Source organism: Bilifractor sp. LCP21S3_A7, from assembly GCF_052118825.1.
Taxonomy (GTDB): Bacteria; Bacillota; Clostridia; order Lachnospirales; family Lachnospiraceae; genus Bilifractor.
In genome coordinates this window covers 59911-78763 of record NZ_JBQKGL010000006.1, presented here as the reverse complement: position 1 = coordinate 78763, position 18853 = coordinate 59911, and the positions used below count along the sequence as shown (strand labels likewise).

At 50.6% G+C, this 18853-nt stretch carries 12 protein-coding genes; 3 read left to right on the top strand and 9 right to left on the bottom strand.

Going from position 1 to position 18853, the window contains the following annotated elements; all coding sequences use genetic code 11:
- Positions 1-94: 94 nt before the first annotated feature.
- The 6 genes from ACTQ1O_RS07195 to ACTQ1O_RS07170 form a co-directional block, all read right to left on the bottom strand.
- Positions 95-1363 (bottom strand): hypothetical protein, encoded by a 1269-nt coding sequence (locus ACTQ1O_RS07195; RefSeq protein WP_441486691.1) that lies wholly within the window; start codon positions 1361-1363, stop codon positions 95-97.
- A gap of 72 nt (positions 1364-1435) precedes the next feature.
- Complete coding sequence (locus tag ACTQ1O_RS07190) at positions 1436-1948, bottom strand: ferritin (RefSeq protein ID WP_441486690.1); 513 nt, start codon at positions 1946-1948, stop codon at positions 1436-1438.
- A gap of 262 nt (positions 1949-2210) precedes the next feature.
- Positions 2211-4853 (bottom strand): glycosyl hydrolase family 95 catalytic domain-containing protein, encoded by a 2643-nt coding sequence (locus tag ACTQ1O_RS07185; protein WP_441486689.1) that lies wholly within the window; start codon positions 4851-4853, stop codon positions 2211-2213.
- Positions 4854-5012: 159 nt separating this feature from the next.
- Positions 5013-5840, bottom strand: a complete 828-nt coding sequence (locus tag ACTQ1O_RS07180) for a carbohydrate ABC transporter permease (RefSeq protein ID WP_441486688.1) — start codon at positions 5838-5840, stop codon at positions 5013-5015.
- Positions 5841-6722: a carbohydrate ABC transporter permease gene (locus tag ACTQ1O_RS07175; RefSeq protein ID WP_441486687.1), complete on the bottom strand. Its 882-nt coding sequence runs from the start codon at positions 6720-6722 to the stop codon at positions 5841-5843. It lies immediately after the preceding gene.
- Positions 6723-6994: 272 nt separating this feature from the next.
- Positions 6995-8485, bottom strand: coding sequence for an ABC transporter substrate-binding protein (locus tag ACTQ1O_RS07170; protein ID WP_441486686.1), 1491 nt, complete (start codon positions 8483-8485; stop codon positions 6995-6997).
- A gap of 532 nt (positions 8486-9017) precedes the next feature.
- Here ACTQ1O_RS07170 and ACTQ1O_RS07165 point away from each other — a divergent pair.
- Together ACTQ1O_RS07165 and ACTQ1O_RS07160 are read left to right on the top strand one after the other, a co-directional pair.
- Entirely contained in the window at positions 9018-10718 is a 1701-nt protein-coding gene (locus tag ACTQ1O_RS07165; RefSeq protein ID WP_441486685.1) for a sensor histidine kinase, read from the top strand.
- A gap of 231 nt (positions 10719-10949) precedes the next feature.
- Positions 10950-11717, top strand: coding sequence for a response regulator transcription factor (locus ACTQ1O_RS07160; RefSeq protein WP_441486684.1), 768 nt, complete (start codon positions 10950-10952; stop codon positions 11715-11717).
- A gap of 1700 nt (positions 11718-13417) precedes the next feature.
- Here the strand turns inward: ACTQ1O_RS07160 and ACTQ1O_RS07155 are convergent.
- The gene (locus ACTQ1O_RS07155; protein ID WP_441486683.1) at positions 13418-15712 is read right to left on the bottom strand and encodes a hydratase; all 2295 of its coding nucleotides are present in this window, start codon (positions 15710-15712) and stop codon (positions 13418-13420) included.
- Between the two features lie 326 nt (positions 15713-16038).
- Here ACTQ1O_RS07155 and ACTQ1O_RS07150 point away from each other — a divergent pair, with 326 nt between their 5' ends.
- Positions 16039-16305, top strand: a complete 267-nt coding sequence (locus ACTQ1O_RS07150) for a hypothetical protein (protein WP_441486682.1) — start codon at positions 16039-16041, stop codon at positions 16303-16305.
- A 108-nt stretch (positions 16306-16413) separates the two neighbouring features.
- Here ACTQ1O_RS07150 and ACTQ1O_RS07145 read toward each other — a convergent pair whose 3' ends face one another.
- Together ACTQ1O_RS07145 and ACTQ1O_RS07140 are read right to left on the bottom strand one after the other, a co-directional pair.
- A complete protein-coding gene (locus ACTQ1O_RS07145) occupies positions 16414-17112 on the bottom strand; it encodes a 5'-methylthioadenosine/adenosylhomocysteine nucleosidase (RefSeq protein WP_441486681.1) in 699 nt (232 codons plus the stop codon).
- A gap of 40 nt (positions 17113-17152) precedes the next feature.
- Complete coding sequence (locus tag ACTQ1O_RS07140) at positions 17153-18769, bottom strand: MBL fold metallo-hydrolase RNA specificity domain-containing protein (protein ID WP_441486680.1); 1617 nt, start codon at positions 18767-18769, stop codon at positions 17153-17155.
- Between the last annotated feature and the right edge of the window lie 84 nt (positions 18770-18853).

The following is an 18853-nucleotide window of genomic DNA, read 5'->3' as shown; positions in this document are numbered from 1 at the left end:
TCACTGTTCGCGTAAAAAAAGCTCTGCCGCTTCGGCTTATCGCCGAAGCGGCAGAGCTTTTCACATTTCAGCCAGAACAGCTGCAATGCTCCTTTTATTGTCCATGAAATCGCCTTGTCGCGAGCAGAATACCGGATTTCATGAAATCATCGCCATACCGGTCCAGAATAATTTCCGAGTACCTGTTTTCCCGGTGAAGGATCTTGTTCCGCTGAAAATCAAGCGTTGCGCTCTTGCCGAGATCCCGTTCCATCCGGTCCAGCACCTCAAGCGCCTTATCGGTAAGTACGCTTCTGGTCCCATCCGCGTTTCGAAGAATTACATTCTCCAGATCCAGCGAGGCCGCCTTTTTCATATTGTGTATGGCAGATTTCTGTCTTTCTTCACTGAGCTCATGATCCGGCAGGACGGTCATCCATCCGATAAGCATCCGAAGAAATTCCACATCCTCCTCCATCAGGCCGAACGGGGACAGCGGATTGAGATCCAGCGAACGGATCTCGATGTGGCTGATCCCTCCGGAAAAGCCCTCCATCGAATATTCACCGGCCGGTTTCAGTCTCACCGGATAATACAGTTCCTTTGGAGAATGGAGAAGGCCTTCCGTCACGTACCGCTGAATCGAGGCGACATAGGCCTCCGTGCTCTCATATCGAAGCGTCGGAGTAAAATCATTCCAGTACCCGAATTCACTGGACCGGACCGTCGCAAGTCTCAGATCCCGGACCCTGTCCCGCTGACTCTCCTCAAACAAAGAAAGATCATAGAGCGGGCTCGCCGCCGTCAGCGCCACGATCAGCCAGCTGTACATCATGGCCTTTCTGGCGAGATTCAGATACAGAGAATCCACAAATTCTCTGTAATCCGCTTCCCCACTTTCCTCAAAAATCCGCCGCAGAAATTCAGCCGGATACGAGTAGTTGAAATGAATGCCGGAAAGCAGCATTTTCCGCTTTCCGTATTTTCTTCCAAGATACTTCCGGTAGGCTGTCCGCTCAGCAAGCTCTCCCGAGAACCGCGCCACTGGGATCTCATCCTCCCCGGATATGCGGGGAGGGTTACTGAACGGCCAAAGTACCTCACGACCTGATTTCAGGTTCCACAGCGCATCCGCGACATATTCATGATACTCCCTCACGGAATCTACGGCTTTACGGACGCTGCCCTCGGGATTCGTGATAATCTCCACCTGATTTTCACAGAAATCCCGGTCAATATGCTTATTTCCGGGAAAAGGATGGGGCGTCTGTGCCAGACGCCCGTCCATTGTCACCCGAAGGCTCTCCTTTTCCAGTCCGAAGCCCCCGGAATGTCCGAGAAGCGACAGCTTCTCCTGATTGCTCAACCTGCTATTAATTCTCATAAACTACCTGATCCCGGAAGACCCGGATAAAGTACAGTGGGCTCCCCGCCGTATCTTTCTTACCAGTCCCACTTACAGAACCAGAGACGGAGCAGCATAGACTCTTCCGAGAAGTTCCTGATTCAGCGCGTAAAGTCCCTTCGGATCAGCGCCGAAGAGCTTGAACTTGCGGATAAGATCGTCCGCATTCTTCTCCTCTTCTCCCTGCTCCTTTACGAACCAGTCAAAGCACTGCATGGTGCGGTAATCATTGACATCACTTGCCGCCTTGTAGATACCGTTGATCAGGCTGGTCACATACTGTTCATGCTCCAGGCTGAACTTCAGCGGATCATCCAGGCTGCTGTAGGTCTTGTCCGGCTTTGCGACAGCCTCAAAGGTTACCAGCTCACCGTTGTTCTGAAGATATGTGCGCATCAGCATCGCATGATCTCTCTCCTCCTGCGCCTGGACATCGTACCAGTGCGCGAAGCCGTCAAGCCCCTGATCATAATAATAATTTGCGAAATCCAGATACAGATATGCGGAATAGAACTCCTTGTTGATCTGATCATTGATCAATTCTTTTACTTTCTTATCAAGCATGGCATGTCCTCTTTTCTGATAATTAAAAACATTTGTTCTGTCACCGAATTGTTAAATATGTCATACCACATTTTTGACGAGATTACAACCTCCGCTCAGGTTACTGTTCCCCCATCTCCGTTCAGGTTACTGTTCCCCCAACGATGTACGGCAAGGATTTTACAGTCCTCTTGCCCTTTGCAAACTGGCTGTAACAAAGTTTTATCCCGATTTATGGAGCTGCGGAACGCCTCAGTCGCAAACGCCTTCGGTCATTCCCGCGTCACGCCATCCTGCGGATTTCCAGCCGTTCACCCGGGAAAGTCTCCGCTCTCAGGTACTCTCCTCCGGAAACCTCTCTGCGGCCGGTCTGCAGATGCACAATCTCTGCCTCTTCTCCCGGCCAGGGATTCTCAAGCACCAGTTCTCTTCCCGCGCGGCTCAGAATCTGTATCGTTCCGACAATTCCAGCTTCAAGGGAAGCGCTCACCTGAAATGCGCCGTATGCCCAGAGCCTCTCAAAAGAAGCGTTCGGATGACTCTTCACCGGCCACACCCGGAAAATCCGGAGAATGCCCTCGTGACTGAGCAGCATCATCTCCTGCAGCGTATTCGGCACTGTGCTCAGGTTTTCGATTCCATGTGGATTCCGGTTGATATACCCGTTTGGCAGTCCACGATGTACGATCCTCTCTTCCAGCTCCCTCCAGATCACCTCCGGATCATAGCCCACGCGGACTGCCGCAGGGAAAAACAGGCAGCTCAGGTTTGTCGCGTTCCATGCGCCAGCCTTTCTGTAATGCGGATCAGAATCCCCCTGTTCATTGTCCAGGTCATCCGCGCCGGTGTCGTGCGTTTTCCGATATTCTGCCATTTGATTTTCAATGATGGAATGCACATGAACGGTATTCCACCCCGTCTGAAGCAGATCCGGATCGGATCCGAGCCCGATCGCCCCCGCCGGATAAATCTGCATAATATTTCCCGGAAAATGATAGGACCACTTTCCTCCTTTTCCTTCATCGAAAAAGACAGGTTTTTTCATCCATTCCTCCGGAACCAGCTCGCCAAGCGGCACCTCCGCCTCCGCCCAGAGCGTCGGATTCTCCCGGATATCCTCCAGTGTCCCCATCGGATACGGTGCCAGGTGATCCGCGATATCCTCCCAGTGACTCCGGCGTTCCTCATCCAGCCCGAGGTCGCGGCTGATGACCGGAAGAAAACGGAAGAGGCATTTCAGGTATCCGAGACTGTTGACCGGATCCATGGATTCTCCGTTCTTCCGGACATCATCCTCTGTCCGCTCATGCATGCTGTCGTCCCGGATATGCCACCATCCATCTTTTTGAATCAGATCCGCCTCCCAGAAATCCGCGAGGCTCTGGAGAAACGGGTATATTTTTCTCCCATAATCCCGGTCCAGCGTCAGCGAATACCGCATGATCATATTCGTCGCGCCGTGAACCGCCTGTGACTTCATGTGGAGAAGAAGCGCCTCGCTGACCATGCCCTTCGGTCCAAGTCCCAAAGGCAGACAGGTTCCTCCATGCTGATACAGCCTGTGGCTCATCTCCCGTCCGATATCCATCATGGCGAAGTACGGGGCGTCATGGGGATCCGCCTGTGGAAAATGCCCGGAGGCAAGCAAGCCAAGATAGGCCGACTGATGATTGTAATTGATTTTGTAATTTCCGTTCCAGGCCGGCCGGTCAAAGGTGCAGACGCCCAGGATCCCCGGCGGATAGTCGGGATCCCGGCTCAGACTTGCCATCACATACTGGGACAGGTAATAACGCTGCTCCATCATCGGATCGTCCAGACAGATTCCGGATACGTTCCAGAAATCTCTCCACCAGCTTCTGTGCAGTTCGACAAGCTCCGAAATCTCCCGGGACGTAATCCACTCCGCCCTGGACGCTGCCATCTCCACCGGGCGCGACACCTTATTCCAGGTGCGCAGAACAAACACATAATCCGCGCTCTCTCCCGGACGCAGCACCAGAGACGCCGTATCTTCTTGATTGCTGTTTGTACTCCGCACCCCCGATTCATCGTCGTTTGCTTTGACGCTCGATGCGCACCATATATCTGCATCCGAATTGCTGCTCAGGGCGCAGGATTTACCTACACCCGCATTGTTGCTCCATACGGATGATTCATTCCCATCGTCACGGTCTTCCGGACGATGAAAGGCACCGCCGAATCCTGCCTTCACCGGAACATCCACCTGCTCCTCGAAGGCCCGGAATCCTGACAGAATCCCGCCAACCGTTTTCTGTTCTTTGATCGTTCTGCCGCACATCATACCGACAGCGGTTCCTCTGAGGTCCGTCCCGCTCTCATTTTTCCCGGACAGATTCACTCCCTTCTCACATCCCATGCCCGGCTCATCCGGAAAACGGAAACAGGCCCGAATCCGCACCGGATCAGGCAATTCCGAATGAAATTGTAACAGAAGGACGTTCTCTGTCGCCGCAACCATGCTTCGTATCGTCAGTTTTCCCTCTGTCCCTAAATCATAGTGCGCCACCGTAACCGCATCCGCGAGCTCCTGTTCGATGCGGCAGGCCGCTCCCTTCAGCTCCGGTATCGAGAACACGAGGCGTCCGACCGGTCTCGGTCCCCCCAGCGTGACCGCCGGTTCCAGCGCAGCCGTCGAATTATCATGAAAAAACACCCAGTTCGGATTGCTCTCCATCTGCCAGAAATCATTCGTTGTAACCCAGAACTGCGGATATTCACAGGGGCCCGCAAAGGCCGCCAGCATATCTCCGTTCCCCAGAACCGGAGCGTCGGTTTTTGTCCCGGTATACTGCCAGATTCTCCATCTTCCGTTGCCCGACACATCGACATCGCCATCCGGAACCGCCCGCGGAGGCCCGTCATACACAGCCTTGTACCGTTTCACTCTCTCGTAATGATCCATCGAAGTCTCTCCCTCAAAATTTTTTCCTGCAATATAAGATAAGCCGGGTGACTGCGCCGCACAAAAAGCACACTCCCCCGGCTCTTACCTGATGCGGCATGCAGGAGCTTTGTCCTTACATCTGCGGCATCGCAGGATCCATTATTCTCATCTGCTGCATTAACCCTTGACCGATCCGCCGGTCGTTCCCTCGAGCAGATATCTCTGTCCAATGAAGTATACAATAATGACCGGAATCAGTGTCATGACAATATCCGCAAACACATAGTTCCAGTACTGCTGGTTTTTCCCGAAGAACTGATATACCGCCATTGTCATCGGGAACAGACTGCTCTTGCTCGACAAATACAGCGGTGTCAGGAAATCGTTCCAGACACCCATGAACTGCAGAATGAAGCAGGTGACAATTGTCGGCTTCATCATAGGAAGGTCTACCCGGAAGAACATCTGAAGCGGTCCGGCGCCATCGATCACGGCCGCCTCGTCGATCTCCCTCGGCACCGATTCAACGAAGCTGTATATCGTGAAGATGCAGAACGGAATCATCGAGCTGATGAACACCAGAATAATTCCCAGTCTGGTGTTTGTCAGATGGAACCACTGAAACACCCGAACCAACGTTACATAGTTCACCGGAAAGAAAAGTCCGATGATAAAGAAATAGTACAGCCTCCGATTAATCCGGATCCGGTTTCTGCTGAGAACAAATGCGGCCATTGCACTGATGATGACGCCCACGAAGGTGGCAACCAGCGCGTAAATCATGCTGTTCGCAAATCCGCGGATCAGACCGGCCTTCTGAATGACATCCACATAGTTTCCGAACACCCAGGTCGTCGGAAACTTCAGATTCATTCTGGCCGCCTCTCCCTTTGTCTTGAAGGAGTTGATCACCACCATGTAGAGGGGAACCAGCACCAGCAGAGAAAGCACAACACAGACGACCTGCTTGATGATGGTCTGAAAAATTCTCTTAGACTTTCCCATTTATGCTTCTGCCTCCTTTCCGCTCATAACCTTGACAATGATCACACCAATCACCGCGGTAACCGCCAGAAGAATGGTGTTCATGGCTGTGGACATTCCGTACTGGCCGCTGCCGTACAACTGGAATACGTATGTGGTCATGACCTCGGTCTTATGTCCGGGTCCTCCATTTGTCAATACATAGATGATATCGAAGACCTTCAGACCGTAGGTGATGCCGAATACCAGATTGATCATGATCGGTCCACGCATCATCGGAAGTGTCACATAAGACAGCTTCTTCCAGAAACCGGCGCCGTCAATCTCTGCCGCCTCATAAAGGGAATCATCAATCGTATTCAGCCCGGCCAGGAAGATCGTCATGACATAGCCGATACCTCTCCAGGCATCCACCGAAAAGATCGAATTCCACACCATATTAGGATCGGACAGCCACTTCTGCTTCAATACACCGAGCCCCAGAGCCGTGAATGTGCTGTTCAGAAGTCCGGTATTGTAAGAAAAGATCGAGCTGAAGATAATTCCGATGATTACGAAGGGAAGAATGGACGGCAGATAGAATACCGTCCGGTAGAACTTCTTGCCCTTCAGCCTGGAATTCAGAAGAATCGCAAGGAAAAAGGCGGGAATAATTTTCACCACATTGGAGATCAGCGTGAACCGGACCGTATTCCAGAAACCCGCCATGTAATTCTTATTGGATGTAAAAAGATCGATATAATTCTGCAGACCGATAAAATGAAGTCCGTTCTTCGGCGTCATTCTCCCCCAGTCCGTGAAAGAATAGAATACGCCGAGAATACTTGGAAAAAGGAAAAACACCACATAAATAATCAGCGGCAGAATGACGAACCATCTCGGGTAAATCTTATTTTTATTCATAGTTGCCTCATACTAATTTCTGTCAGCGGCTGCTGCATTTGTTTTCATGCACTGCGGCAAATCCGCTTTCCCACCATCCGGTTGATATCCTCTAACGAAGGAGTGTCGCCTGCAGAGGCCCTCCTCAGGCCTCCGGGCGACACTTCATTGTAAACGCTCATACGATGCATTGTGCCACAAACTGTATAAGCCGCGGATTGCTCCGTGCCCCACACGCGGGACATCACTGCCTGCTCAGAGCGTTTTCCTGTTCTCCGTCTGTTTCCGCAGGATTACTTCCATGCGGAATCACCGGCTGTTTTCGCCGATTCTGCACGGTTCGCATCCATATTCTTCAGGACGTCATTAGCCTCCATAGAGCCCTGGCAGAAGGAAATCATATCCGCGCCGAAATCCATCCAATAATCGTTGGTGTACTTGGTGCCGTTCTGAAGTACAGTTACGCCCATCTTATTCGGGTCAACCGAACTCATGAATTCCTTTTCCTCAGGCAGCCAGTGCTGTTCGATATCTACGTTTACATCCAGGTTCGTATACTGCGGAGAATTGTCCAGAATCTCCTGCAGGCTCTCCGGTGTACATACAAACTGGAAGAACGCCTTTACAAGATCCTCATGCTCCGTTCCCTTATAGCCGAACATGGTCGGGCCGGCCGGATTGGTCGGATACCAGGTGTTATCGCCGAGCGGGATCAGGAACATTCCAAACTCATCCTTTGTACCGGTATCATCCTTGATCTGCTGAATGAAGCTGGAGTTTGCCATTGCCATTGCTGTATTTCTGTCGCCGAACTCATTGCTCAGGTTTGTGGAATCGGTTCCTACCCAATCCTCTCCAAAGTAGCCGTCATCGGAAAGCTCCTTGAACTCATTCAGAACCTCAAGCATCTTCTTGTTGTCTGCAAAGGTTGCCTCGTTGTTGTTCAGCTTGTCATAAAGGTCCGGATCATCCTCGGTGTATACACCGCCGATCTGGAAGAACGCGAGCTGATGCTGCCATCCGTCCGCACCGGGCATGAACCACGGTGTCTCGACACCAGAATCTTTGATTGTCTTCAGATCCTTTTTCAGCTCATCATAGGTTGTCGGCACTTCGTTAATGCCGAGCTCCTTGAACATGGTCTTGTTGTAAACCATGACATACTCCGGAGAATTATGCCAGATCTGCAGTCCGTAGAGCTTGCCGTCGCTGATACAGGATGCCTGACGGGTCTCCGGCATGACGTTCTGCCAGTCAGCTCCGGAAAAATCGATGCAGTACTCTTCCGGATTTCCAATGTTGGACTCAATGGCTCCAACCGGGTTCGACTGAATCCAGAAAATATCCGGGCAGGTGCCGTTCGCCAGATCCGACTGGAGAATATCCAGATACTGATCGGCCGGAATCGTCTGAAGATCTACGGTGACACCATAGGTATCCTCGAATCTCTGGATCGTCGCATCATAACGGTTGTCCATCCATCCGGCGGATACCAGAATGCTCAATGTCTGACCGTCAAACTGGCCATCATTCGGGACCTCCTTGACCACTACATTGTCGCCGGAAGCCGCGGAAGTCGATGATACTGCCGTTGTCTCCACCGACTCTGTCGCGGATGAAGAAGATGTCGCCGCTGCTTCCTCCGACGATGAAGAAGCAGCTGCCGCCGTCGATGAAGAAGTCGACGCGTTTGCCGAAGAGGAACTTGTCGAGCTTCCGCAGCCCGCAAACAGCGACGCAGCCATAGCGCCGCACATCAACATAGAGATTACTTTTCTTTTCATACTTTCTCCTCCCTCTCTCATTGTTGAATAAACTGACGTTTCCACATAACATAATCATAACAAGACAATGCATCCAAAACCATGGATAAAACCTTTCTGCAGTTGAACAAAATTGTCCTGTTTGAACAATTTTCTTCTATTTATTTTCGATTCCATGGCAATAATCACGAATTCCCTGTTCGTAAGGGGCCATGTACACATGTGATCCGCTACAATTCCGGGATGATTTTCTGCGCCCGCTCATGGATTTGTCAAGTCCATGTAAAACGTTTATAATATGATGGTAACTTATAAAAAATCTCACTCGAAAGGAAATTATCTGTTGAAAAATCACATCCGGCACAGAAAATCGGAACCGGAAAAAATCCCTCCTCTGTCGGCCTCGCAAGACCAGAAAACAGCAAGAAGGCCCCGGAAGCTGCAGACCAAGCTGTTTCTGTATATCCTGCTTCCTCCACTCCTCGTTCTGATCTTCTTTGCGCTGTTTTTTCTCCAATACAACTCGAATATCCTGATCAGCCGAGAGCAGAATATGCTTCAGACGCTCAATTCAACCTTGATGAATGAGACAGAGAAGCAGCTCAAGGACATGGATATGGTATCCTCTGATATAAATTTCTATAACCGCAAGACCAAATTTATGCCTTCCGTTCTGGATTTCAGCGTGACCTCCGATGAAGGCCATGCCTTTCTGGATGTTGTGCAGATGTCGAACGGTCTCGATCTGGACGCAGACCAGGTAAATATCTACGACCTCTATGGGCATGTCATCGAATCCGGGAACATCACCAAAAATGATACCTATTCCGAAAACAATGAAAAATGGCTCGAGAAGGCGGTCCGGCTTCGCGGTTATAAATTCCTGAGCGCGCCCTATGAGACCCGTAAATACTCCGCCGGAGCTTCGAATTCAGCATGGTATCTGTCTCTGTACCGGGCCTCTCTCGACGGCCAGAACCGTGTCATAGGCGGAATTGAAACGGTCAAGAACTGCAAGGTTCTCTTTCATGACATCACAGCTTACCTGACCAAAAGCTCCACGCAGGCGGATATTTTGATTTTTGATTCGGACGGGACTCTGATTTTTCCTTATGATACAACTGAAAATCATAAAGACATCAGTCAGACCTACTATCAGACTCTTTCCGGCACGAACGACAGCTATGGCATCGGAACCGATCCGGAATCCGGAATCAAATATCAGTACGCCCGGCAGACCTCGGCCTACAGCGGCTGGACCTATGTGGCTCTTCAGCAAAACAACGTCATTCTGCGTCCAGTCTACCAGATGCTCCGAGTCCTGATCACGATCACCGGCCTGATGGTGCTGTTTTCCATTATCCTCTCCCTGTATCTGACTCACAACATGGTCAAGCCTATCAAGCATCTGAAGCACGTGATTCAACGGCTGCGTCTGGAAAATCTCGGAGAGGAAAAGCTCGATCATTATGACGCCTCCTATGAGGAGCTCGGTGAGCTGTACCGGGAATTCCAGAAGATGAGTGAATCCCTTCAGCAGTCCCTCGCCGAGCTCGAAATCGCACAGAAGCTCGAGCTGAAATCCCGCGTGATTGCGCTGCAGGTGCAGATGAACCCTCATTTTTATTACAATACTCTTTCCTGCATCAGCATATTGGCGGAGAACGGTCAGAACAAGGATGTCACAAAGCTCTGCCAGACGCTCTCCCGCATCATGCGGTATATCACCAATACCGGCATCACGATCGTTACCGTTGCCGATGAGATTCACTATATTGAAGAGTATATGTACTGCATGAAAGTACGCTATCAGGAGAGTCTGAATTATCACATTGATATTCTCCCCGAAATCATGGAGCAAAAAATTCCCAAGCTCATCATTCAGCCCCTTGTGGAGAACTCCATCAAGTACGGGACCAATTGTCTGCCGCCGTGGAAAATCACCATTACAAGCTTCCGGGACGATTCCATGTGGTATATCCGGGTCACCGATTCCGGAAACGGATTCGGGGAAGAGGTGCTCGATGAACTGAATAAGAAGATCGCCACGATCAACCGCGACCTGAACCACAATCTCACCGATCTCAAAATCGGTGGGCTCGGCATGATCAATGTATATATACGCTGGAAGCTCTACTGCGGAGATGATATTGTCTTTGACTTCGGAAACACGGAAGACGGCCATGCTTATGTGACAATCGGAAGAAAAACGCCGGGCGGCACAGAAGATTCTGACGATTCCGAAGGAGAATAAGACCTCGCACTCCTGAAAAAAATGATCGGACATTTCCGAAAAGAAATAGGATCGAACGATTGCGAGAAGCAACCAAATATATATAGCGGAGACCTGTGGAGGTCACCGAAGACAGCAGAAAGCACGGACGCCTGCGGAGGCATCCCAAAACTGCAGAAGGCGCGGGCGCCTGCGGACACATCTCAAAACTGCAGTATGCGCCGACGCCCCAGATAGAAAGGGTTTTATTTTATGAAATACGGAGTCATTGTTGCGGAAGACGAAATATTGATCCAGCAGAACATCATAAAGAAAATTGAAAATTCAGGAACCGGCTTCACCGTCGTCGGAAAAGCCCAGACGGGAATTCAGGCACTGGAGCTGATCAATTCCTCTAATCCCTATCTGCTCGTGACCGACATCCGAATGCCGGTCATGGATGGTCTGGAGCTGATCGAGCAGGCCCGTGAAAATCACCCGGACCTTGATGTGATCGTCGTCAGCGGATATTCCGACTTTGAATACGCCAAGCGTGCCATACACCTTCAGGTGAAGGAATATCTGCTCAAGCCCGTGGATGAGGATCAGCTTCGGACGGTTTTATCCTCTCTCGCAAACAAATACCGGATGGAAGAACAGGAGCTCGAGAAGAGCTTCTCCTTCGAATTCTCATGCCACTCCTCCCGGGAAATTGCGGAGCTTCTGAAGAATTACCTCACGCGGGAATTTGACCACGACATCAATATGAATCTGATCGCCGAAAAGCTGAACTATAGTCCGAGCTACCTTTCCAAGGTGTTTCTGCAGACCTATCACATGCCTCCGACAAAATACCTGATATCCCTTCGAATGCAGAAAGCCAAGAAGCTCATGGATCGAAATCCCGACTATCCCATTCATATAATCGGAGAAGCCGTAGGGTATGACGACCCGGGCTATTTTTCACGGATTTTCAAGAAGTATGAGGGCGTCAGCCCGCAGAAATACCGCGGCGGTTCCACAGCCGACACCCCGGAATAAGAACCCGGGTATCGGGCAGTGCCGCAATAACTGCTTCAGAACGAGATAAAACACGCTGCGCGAGTTTTATCTCGTTATCGCGTCGCTCGCCGCACACAAATACTTCGCATTCGGCTGCGGCTCACTGTTCGCGTAAATAAAACTTCACCGCATTGCGGCCGTGCTTCCATGGGTGTCGCGGAATGAAACATCACTGCATTGTTCCAGAGTCACCCTGGACGCCTCGGAATAGCCTCGGAATAATAAGTTTACATCGTGCCCCTGCCCGAAAAAACAAATGAAAAGCAGTGGCCGCCTTATCAAGTATTTTCTGACAAGACGGCCACTACTGAAATGGTTCAATGCTATTCAATTTTCTACTCTTTCTTTCTTTAATTTTTGTTTAATCGGACTTATTTCGTTTTTCTTTCTAAGAACCTGTTATAAATATAATGATAAATGGATTTAATAATTTTCGGTTTCTGAATTACAGCTTATAAAATATGAACTGCTGATCAGTCACATATCTTATCAATTACTGCTATGAATCACATATTCCTCTTTCGTGATTCCTCTTATTACAGGTATGCTCTCTGTTTCTCTTAGAACAGTGCTTTCAAATAATTTGAAAGAAAGAAACATAAGTACGATAACCCTTATCTGTTCCCTGCATCGTCAGGATATTGATCTGCAGATCTTCGCATATAGCTTACGCTCTTGCGCTCTCTTCTCTATCCCGCTTAGAAAGTTCTGTGAATTCATCGGAATCTCTTCCTCGTTCCGGCCGGTGATATCTGCACGCCTGTCCGAAAATCCCTTCCGATGTTCTGGATACATCTGCCGCATCCATGTAATTTCTCGTCTTTACAGGGCTTCGTTTCTTTACACGAATCCTTTGGATGCTTCAGACCTTCCGTGGTATATACTCAATATGAATTGCAAGCTTCACATTACCTTTCATATCATGGGTTCCGGATTATACCAGGAACTCGGTTACTTTCTTCTCTCTTATAAAAGGTCTTCTCTGAGGGAACTGCTTATGCAATACCACTTTCATATTGAGGATGATGTGCCGGTGGAATTCCCATTGGACTGTCCTCCTTCTCTCGTATTTAATTAAAGATCCGAACTTAACGTTTATCCGATATGATATCAAAGGCCGTTCCATCTGTTCATGTAATCCCGAATCGGATCTGAATATCAGGACGGAGCTTTTATCGGATTAATTCTGTCGCCCGTTCTTTAATGTGATTACAGGATAACACAGAGGTTTCTATTTGTCAACGCATTTTTAAATATGATTTTGCTTATTCTCTCATCCGGTCTTCTGGTTTCATAATTTTTGTTTTTTATTTGTTCAATTAATTATTTTCTGACTTTATTTTTACATGAATTGCCTCTCTGCGGAATTTTTTGTCAATGAGCCAACGAGATAAAACACGCTGCGCGAGTTTTATCTCGCTATCGCGACGCTCGCCGCACACGAATACTTCGCATTCGGCTGCGGCTCACTGTTCGCGTAAAAAAGGCCAGAACCCATACAAAAACCAGGGTTCTGACCTCCTCATACCATCAGGATTGCTCTGCGCGCACAGCACCAGGCAATCCTGACCTTATACTATTTACCTGACCTTTTGCAAATTCCAGCGGGCGAATTTCATTTGCCAGGCAATCCAGAACTTATACCATTTACCTGACCTCACAAGGCATCATCAGAATCTTTACCTGTGATTGCGATAATAATTAATCAGGCATCCGTCCAGGATAATCTCTCTCTCATCGTCCGTCAGCTGGCCCAGTCGGAGTTCAAATCCGGTTAACTCTTCATCTCCGACAACATATGCCGTGATGACATCCTCCCTGCTCTCAACTGCCTTCCGGATATCCGGAACAAACAGGTAATCTCCGTTTTTAAACGGAAGACTGCCTGCCGGAATCAAGAACGGAAGCATACCCCAGTTGATCAGATTCGAACGGTATCTCTTCGTCGCGTAATCATTGGCGATATTTGCCCAGCCCCCGAGAACCTTCTGACAGGAAGCTGCCTGCTCACGGGCGGATCCGTCACCCGGTTTTACGGCAAAGATCGTGGAGCCGACTCCCATATTCTGATGGCAGACATCCGGGAACTTCGTATGAATCACCTTCATAACCGGCTTCAGCTCCGGGAGCGCATCTCCAGCGCAGCCTCCCTCTTCCAGTGCCTCCTGTGCCTTTTGAACCTGCTTTGCCCTTCCTACATACAGAGGATCTTTTCTGGAAAGAGCAAACTCGGCAAGTCTGAGCGGATTGGAACGATAGGAAGAAGTCTCTCCCGATGGAATCAGTTCATCGGTTGTCGTAACCGGATCATGGATCTCCGATACCACCTTGAGAATCAGGTTCTCCGGAAGCGCGGACATCTTCGGCCAGTCCTTGATGTTCGGACCGAACCTCACTTCCACGGTCGGATCCGCAACACCATGGCTGTCAAATACGCGATGCGCGTAGATATTCGAGTCAAAGTGGTAAATCTGATGACGGTATTCACCGGCAAATTCTGTCGCGGGTGTCAGGTATCCTTTATTAGCAGCGGTTGCCGCGATGGACCGCGCGTCCATCAGAGCGACACCGGCAACCTGTCCCTCCTGGACCTTGGAGCCCTCACGGTTCGGGAAATTACGTGTGGAATGACGAATCGAAAGATCTCCGTTCGCAGGAGTGTCGCCCGCGCCGAAACACGGACCACAGAACGCGGTCTTCACCACAGCTCCCGTTTCCATCAGATCCGCAATCACGCCGTTAGCCGCCAGCTCCTTGTAAATCGGTGCACTTGCCGGATAAATATCCAGCGTAAAATCATCACAGCCGATGTACTGCCCACGCAGAATATCAGCTGCCTGGCAGATATTTTCAAATCCGCCTCCGGCACATCCCGCAATAACTCCCTGATCCACAAGGAGCCTTCCGTTGTGTACCTTGTTCCGGAGATTATAATCCACTTTTCCGTTGAATGCCACCTGTGCCCGCTTCTCTACATCGTCCAGGATATCCGGGAGATTCGCGTTGCATTCTTCGATTGTATAGACGTTGCTCGGGTGGAACGGCATTGCGATCATCGGTTTGATCTTATCCAGATCCACATAGATGCAGCCGTCATAATAGGCCACCGGGCCCGGGTTCAGCTCGCTGTAATCCTCCGGACGTCCGTGCTCCGCATAGTAGTCCCGGATTGTATCATCTGTCATCCAGATCGAAGACAGACAGGTAGTCTCTGTTGTCATAACATCAATGCCGATACGGAAATCCGCTGACAGTGAGGCAACGCCGGGTCCTACAAACTCCATAACCTTATTCTTGACATAACCCTTGTCAAATACTGCTCCGATGATTGCGAGCGCAACATCCTGCGGGCCTACCCCCGGCACCGGCGCTCCTGTCATATAGACTGCAACGACTCCCGGCATCGCAATATCATAGGTCTTGTTCAGAAGCTGTTTCACCAGCTCCGGTCCACCTTCGCCCATGGCCATGGTTCCGAGAGCGCCATATCGGGTGTGGGAATCCGATCCAAGAATCATTCTCCCTGCTCCGCTGAGCATCTCACGGGCAAACTGATGAATTACCGCCTGGTGCGGCGGAACATACATGCCCCCGTATCTCTTCGCGCAGGAAAGGCCAAACATATGATCATCCTCGTTGATCGTCCCTCCTACCGCGCATAGAGAATTGTGGCAGTTCGTAAGAACGTAGGGAATTGGAAATTTCTCCAGTCCGGATGCCCGGGCAGTCTGAATGATTCCTACATATGTGATATCATGTGATGTCAGCTTATCAAATTTGATCTGAAGATTTTCCATGTTGCCCGAGACATTATGTGCCTTCAGGATATTGTATGCCATGGTCTCCTTCTTCGCCTCATCCGCCGGCACAGCTTTTCCGGTTTTCTGCTGAAGCTGTGCGGCAGCGTCCGGTCCATCCGGAATCACGGTTGTTCCGTTTACCAGATACACTCCGCCGTTCTGTAATTCAATCATACCTGATCATTCCTCCTGTTAATCACTCTGATGCCGCCCTGTTCTGGCAGCCCGACCTGTACAGTAACCGACATGATGTAGACAGCGTCACATACTGTGTCCAGCCAGCTGCTCCGCAACTCACGCAGCCCTTCAGGCGGCCGGCTTTGTCGGTATGCCGCGGCGTTCGCCCCACTGCTTTACACCTTGTGTGAACGGATATGGCTCACCGCCCGCGCATATTCGCACTTGCGTGTCACTTCGCTGCTTCGCAATGCGGATTGCAAATTCAGTGTTTATCATATATTATTTAGAATAATTTCGCAAGACGGGAGGAAAATTCAAACATGCGTTTCTGGGGAAAAATAATACGGGACAATCATATCCTGATGAATGTGACCATAACTGATGACAGTGAGGAGACAAGAACCCACAAGGTTCTCCATACCCTGGAGCAGATCTGCCATGAATGGGATCTGAGTGTGCCGATCTGGCTGGACTCCAACATACGGGAATTCAAGCGAACCAAAAAGGTACGCTTCACACAGGACAGCTTTGTCGGAGAAGAAATTTTCTTTGATTATCTGGAGCTTCAGGTTCTGGACGAGGACTGAAAGAGCCGCAGGCCCCTGAAGGCCGCGGCTCCCTGCTCTGTCCCGGATTCTGCGGATTCCTCCGCAAGCTTACATATCGACCTAATGGTCATTCTGAACTGTTCTGGTTCAGATTCTGCGAATCATTCCGCGCACAAGGCGCACGCAGTGTCTCACGCAATCTTCGGTAAAGGTGTTGTCATCCGCCACGGCGCTTCCGTCAGCCTTATCGGAGATAACGCGGATGATCAGAAACGGAACCCCGTTTCTCCACGCAGTCTGAGCGATGGATGCCCCCTCCATCTCTGCGCAGTATCCGTGAAAGTTCTCCGCGAGTCTTGTCTTCACCTCATGATCCGAAATGAACTGATCACCGCTGACCACTGTTCCGCGGAAGGTGTGAATTTCGGGGTTCACCTCCGCATTTACCTCTTCTGCCAGCCCGATCAGCTTCTCATCACCCGGAAAACGGTAGACGTCCATGCCGGGAACCTGTCCCGGCTTGTATCCCCATACCGTTGCGTCCATGTCATGCTGCACAGCCTCGGAAGACAGAACGATGTCTCCGATATCAATTTTGTTCTGAAGGCTTCCCGCGATTCCTGTATTGATTATATAATCCACATGAAAATCATCCACCAGAATCTGTGTGCACATTGCGGCATTTACCTTTCCGACACCGCTCTGCACCACAACGGCAGGTTTTCCCTCAAGAATGCCGCGGTAAAACTTCATCCCTGCCTTTTCCCGGATGTCGGTCTCACTCATCAGGTTCTTCAGCTCTGCTACTTCCGATTCCATAGCTCCAATAATTCCAATTAAACTCATAAAATATTCTCCTGTTATATTGATTTGCCTCTCGGCACACTCATCTGTCCCATTTGTCACAGAGAGCATTGATCTGGTCCGTAAACTTCGCCAGATCCTTATTCGCACCTCCCTCATTCCGGCGAATCACCGTCAGAAGTCTCTGACCCGCACCAAGAAGACGCTCATAAACGGCGGCAGCCCTGCGGTGGGACGCCTTTCCGCATCCACCGGATTCCTTCGACACGGGAACACCCGCCGGCGCTTCGACGATCTGCCCGGAGGCGAGATCGAATACCGTTCCGCTGAACGGCGCATAGGAATCATACCCGAGTTCCTTCCGCAGACGCTCCGCAAAAATCTCTGTCACAGCATCTTCTCCATGACACACAAACACCTTTGCCGGCTTTACCGTGAACGCGGAAGCCCATCTCATCAGTCCCTCGTTATCCGCATGGCCGCTGATCCCGGGCAGGACCTGAATGTGTGCCCGTATCGCTATCTCCTCGCCGAACAGCCGGATACTCTCCGCCCCGTCAACAATCGCGCGGCCGGGGGTGCCCACAGCCTGGTAGCCCACGAACAGTACCGTGCACTCCGGTCTCCAGAGGTTGTGCTTCAGGTGATGCTTCACACGTCCGGCATCACACATACCGCTGGCGGATATGATTACCTTCGGAGTCTCGTCAAAATTGATCGCCTTTGAGTCCGCCGCGGTAATTGACGTCTTCAGATTTGAGAAGGCTATCGGATTGATCCCCTGTTTGATCAGCCTTCCCGCTTCTTCATCATAGCATTCTGCGGGGTGTCTCTGAAAAACGGTTGTCGCCTCAATTGCGAGCGGACTGTCCACATACACCGGAAAATCGCCATGTCCGCGCACCATCTGGTTTTCCTTGATCTGCCGGATAAAGTAGAGCATCTCCTGTGTTCTGCCGACTGCGAAGGACGGAATCACCAGGTTTCCTCCCCGGTCAAAGGTCTTCTGGATCACGTCCGCGAGCGATGATACGTAATCCGGCACCGGTCCGTGACTCCTGTCTCCATAGGTAGATTCCATGATAACATAGTCCGCCTCATGGATATACTGAGGGTCGCGGATGAGCGGCTGATTCAGATTCCCGATGTCTCCGGAAAAAACGAGCTTCCGGGTGGTCTCTCCCTCTGTCAGCCACATTTCAATACTGGCAGAGCCGAGCAGATGTCCGGCATCGATAAACCGGATTTTGATCCCCTCTGCCGGACAGAGAATCTCATTATAAGGTTTTCCGACAAGCAGGTCAATCGCGCCGATGGCATCCTTCATCGTATATGGCGGCACATATGCTTCCTTTCCGGCCCGCTTTCCCTTCCGGTTTCTCCATTCAGCCTCGAATTCCTGAATATGCGCGCTGTCGCGGAGCATAATGTCGCAAAGATCCGCTGTTGCCTCCGTCGTGTATATCGGTCCCCGGAATCCTCTGGAATAAAGAACCGGAAGGTTGCCCGAGTGATCGATATGCGCGTGCGTCAAAAGCACAAAATCGAGCTCTGACGCCGGGATCGGAAGCGGTTTGTTCTCGTAGATATTTTTTCCCTGTTCCATTCCGCAGTCAACAAGAAACCTTTTCCCGGCTGCCTCCAGATAATAACAGCTGCCGGTCACCTCATGTGCTGCCCCCAAAAATGTAAGTTTCATAAACAATCCCCCAATCCGCAGCTTACAGTATCAACGAGATAAAACACGCTGCGCGAGTTTTATCTCGCTATCGCGACGCTCGCC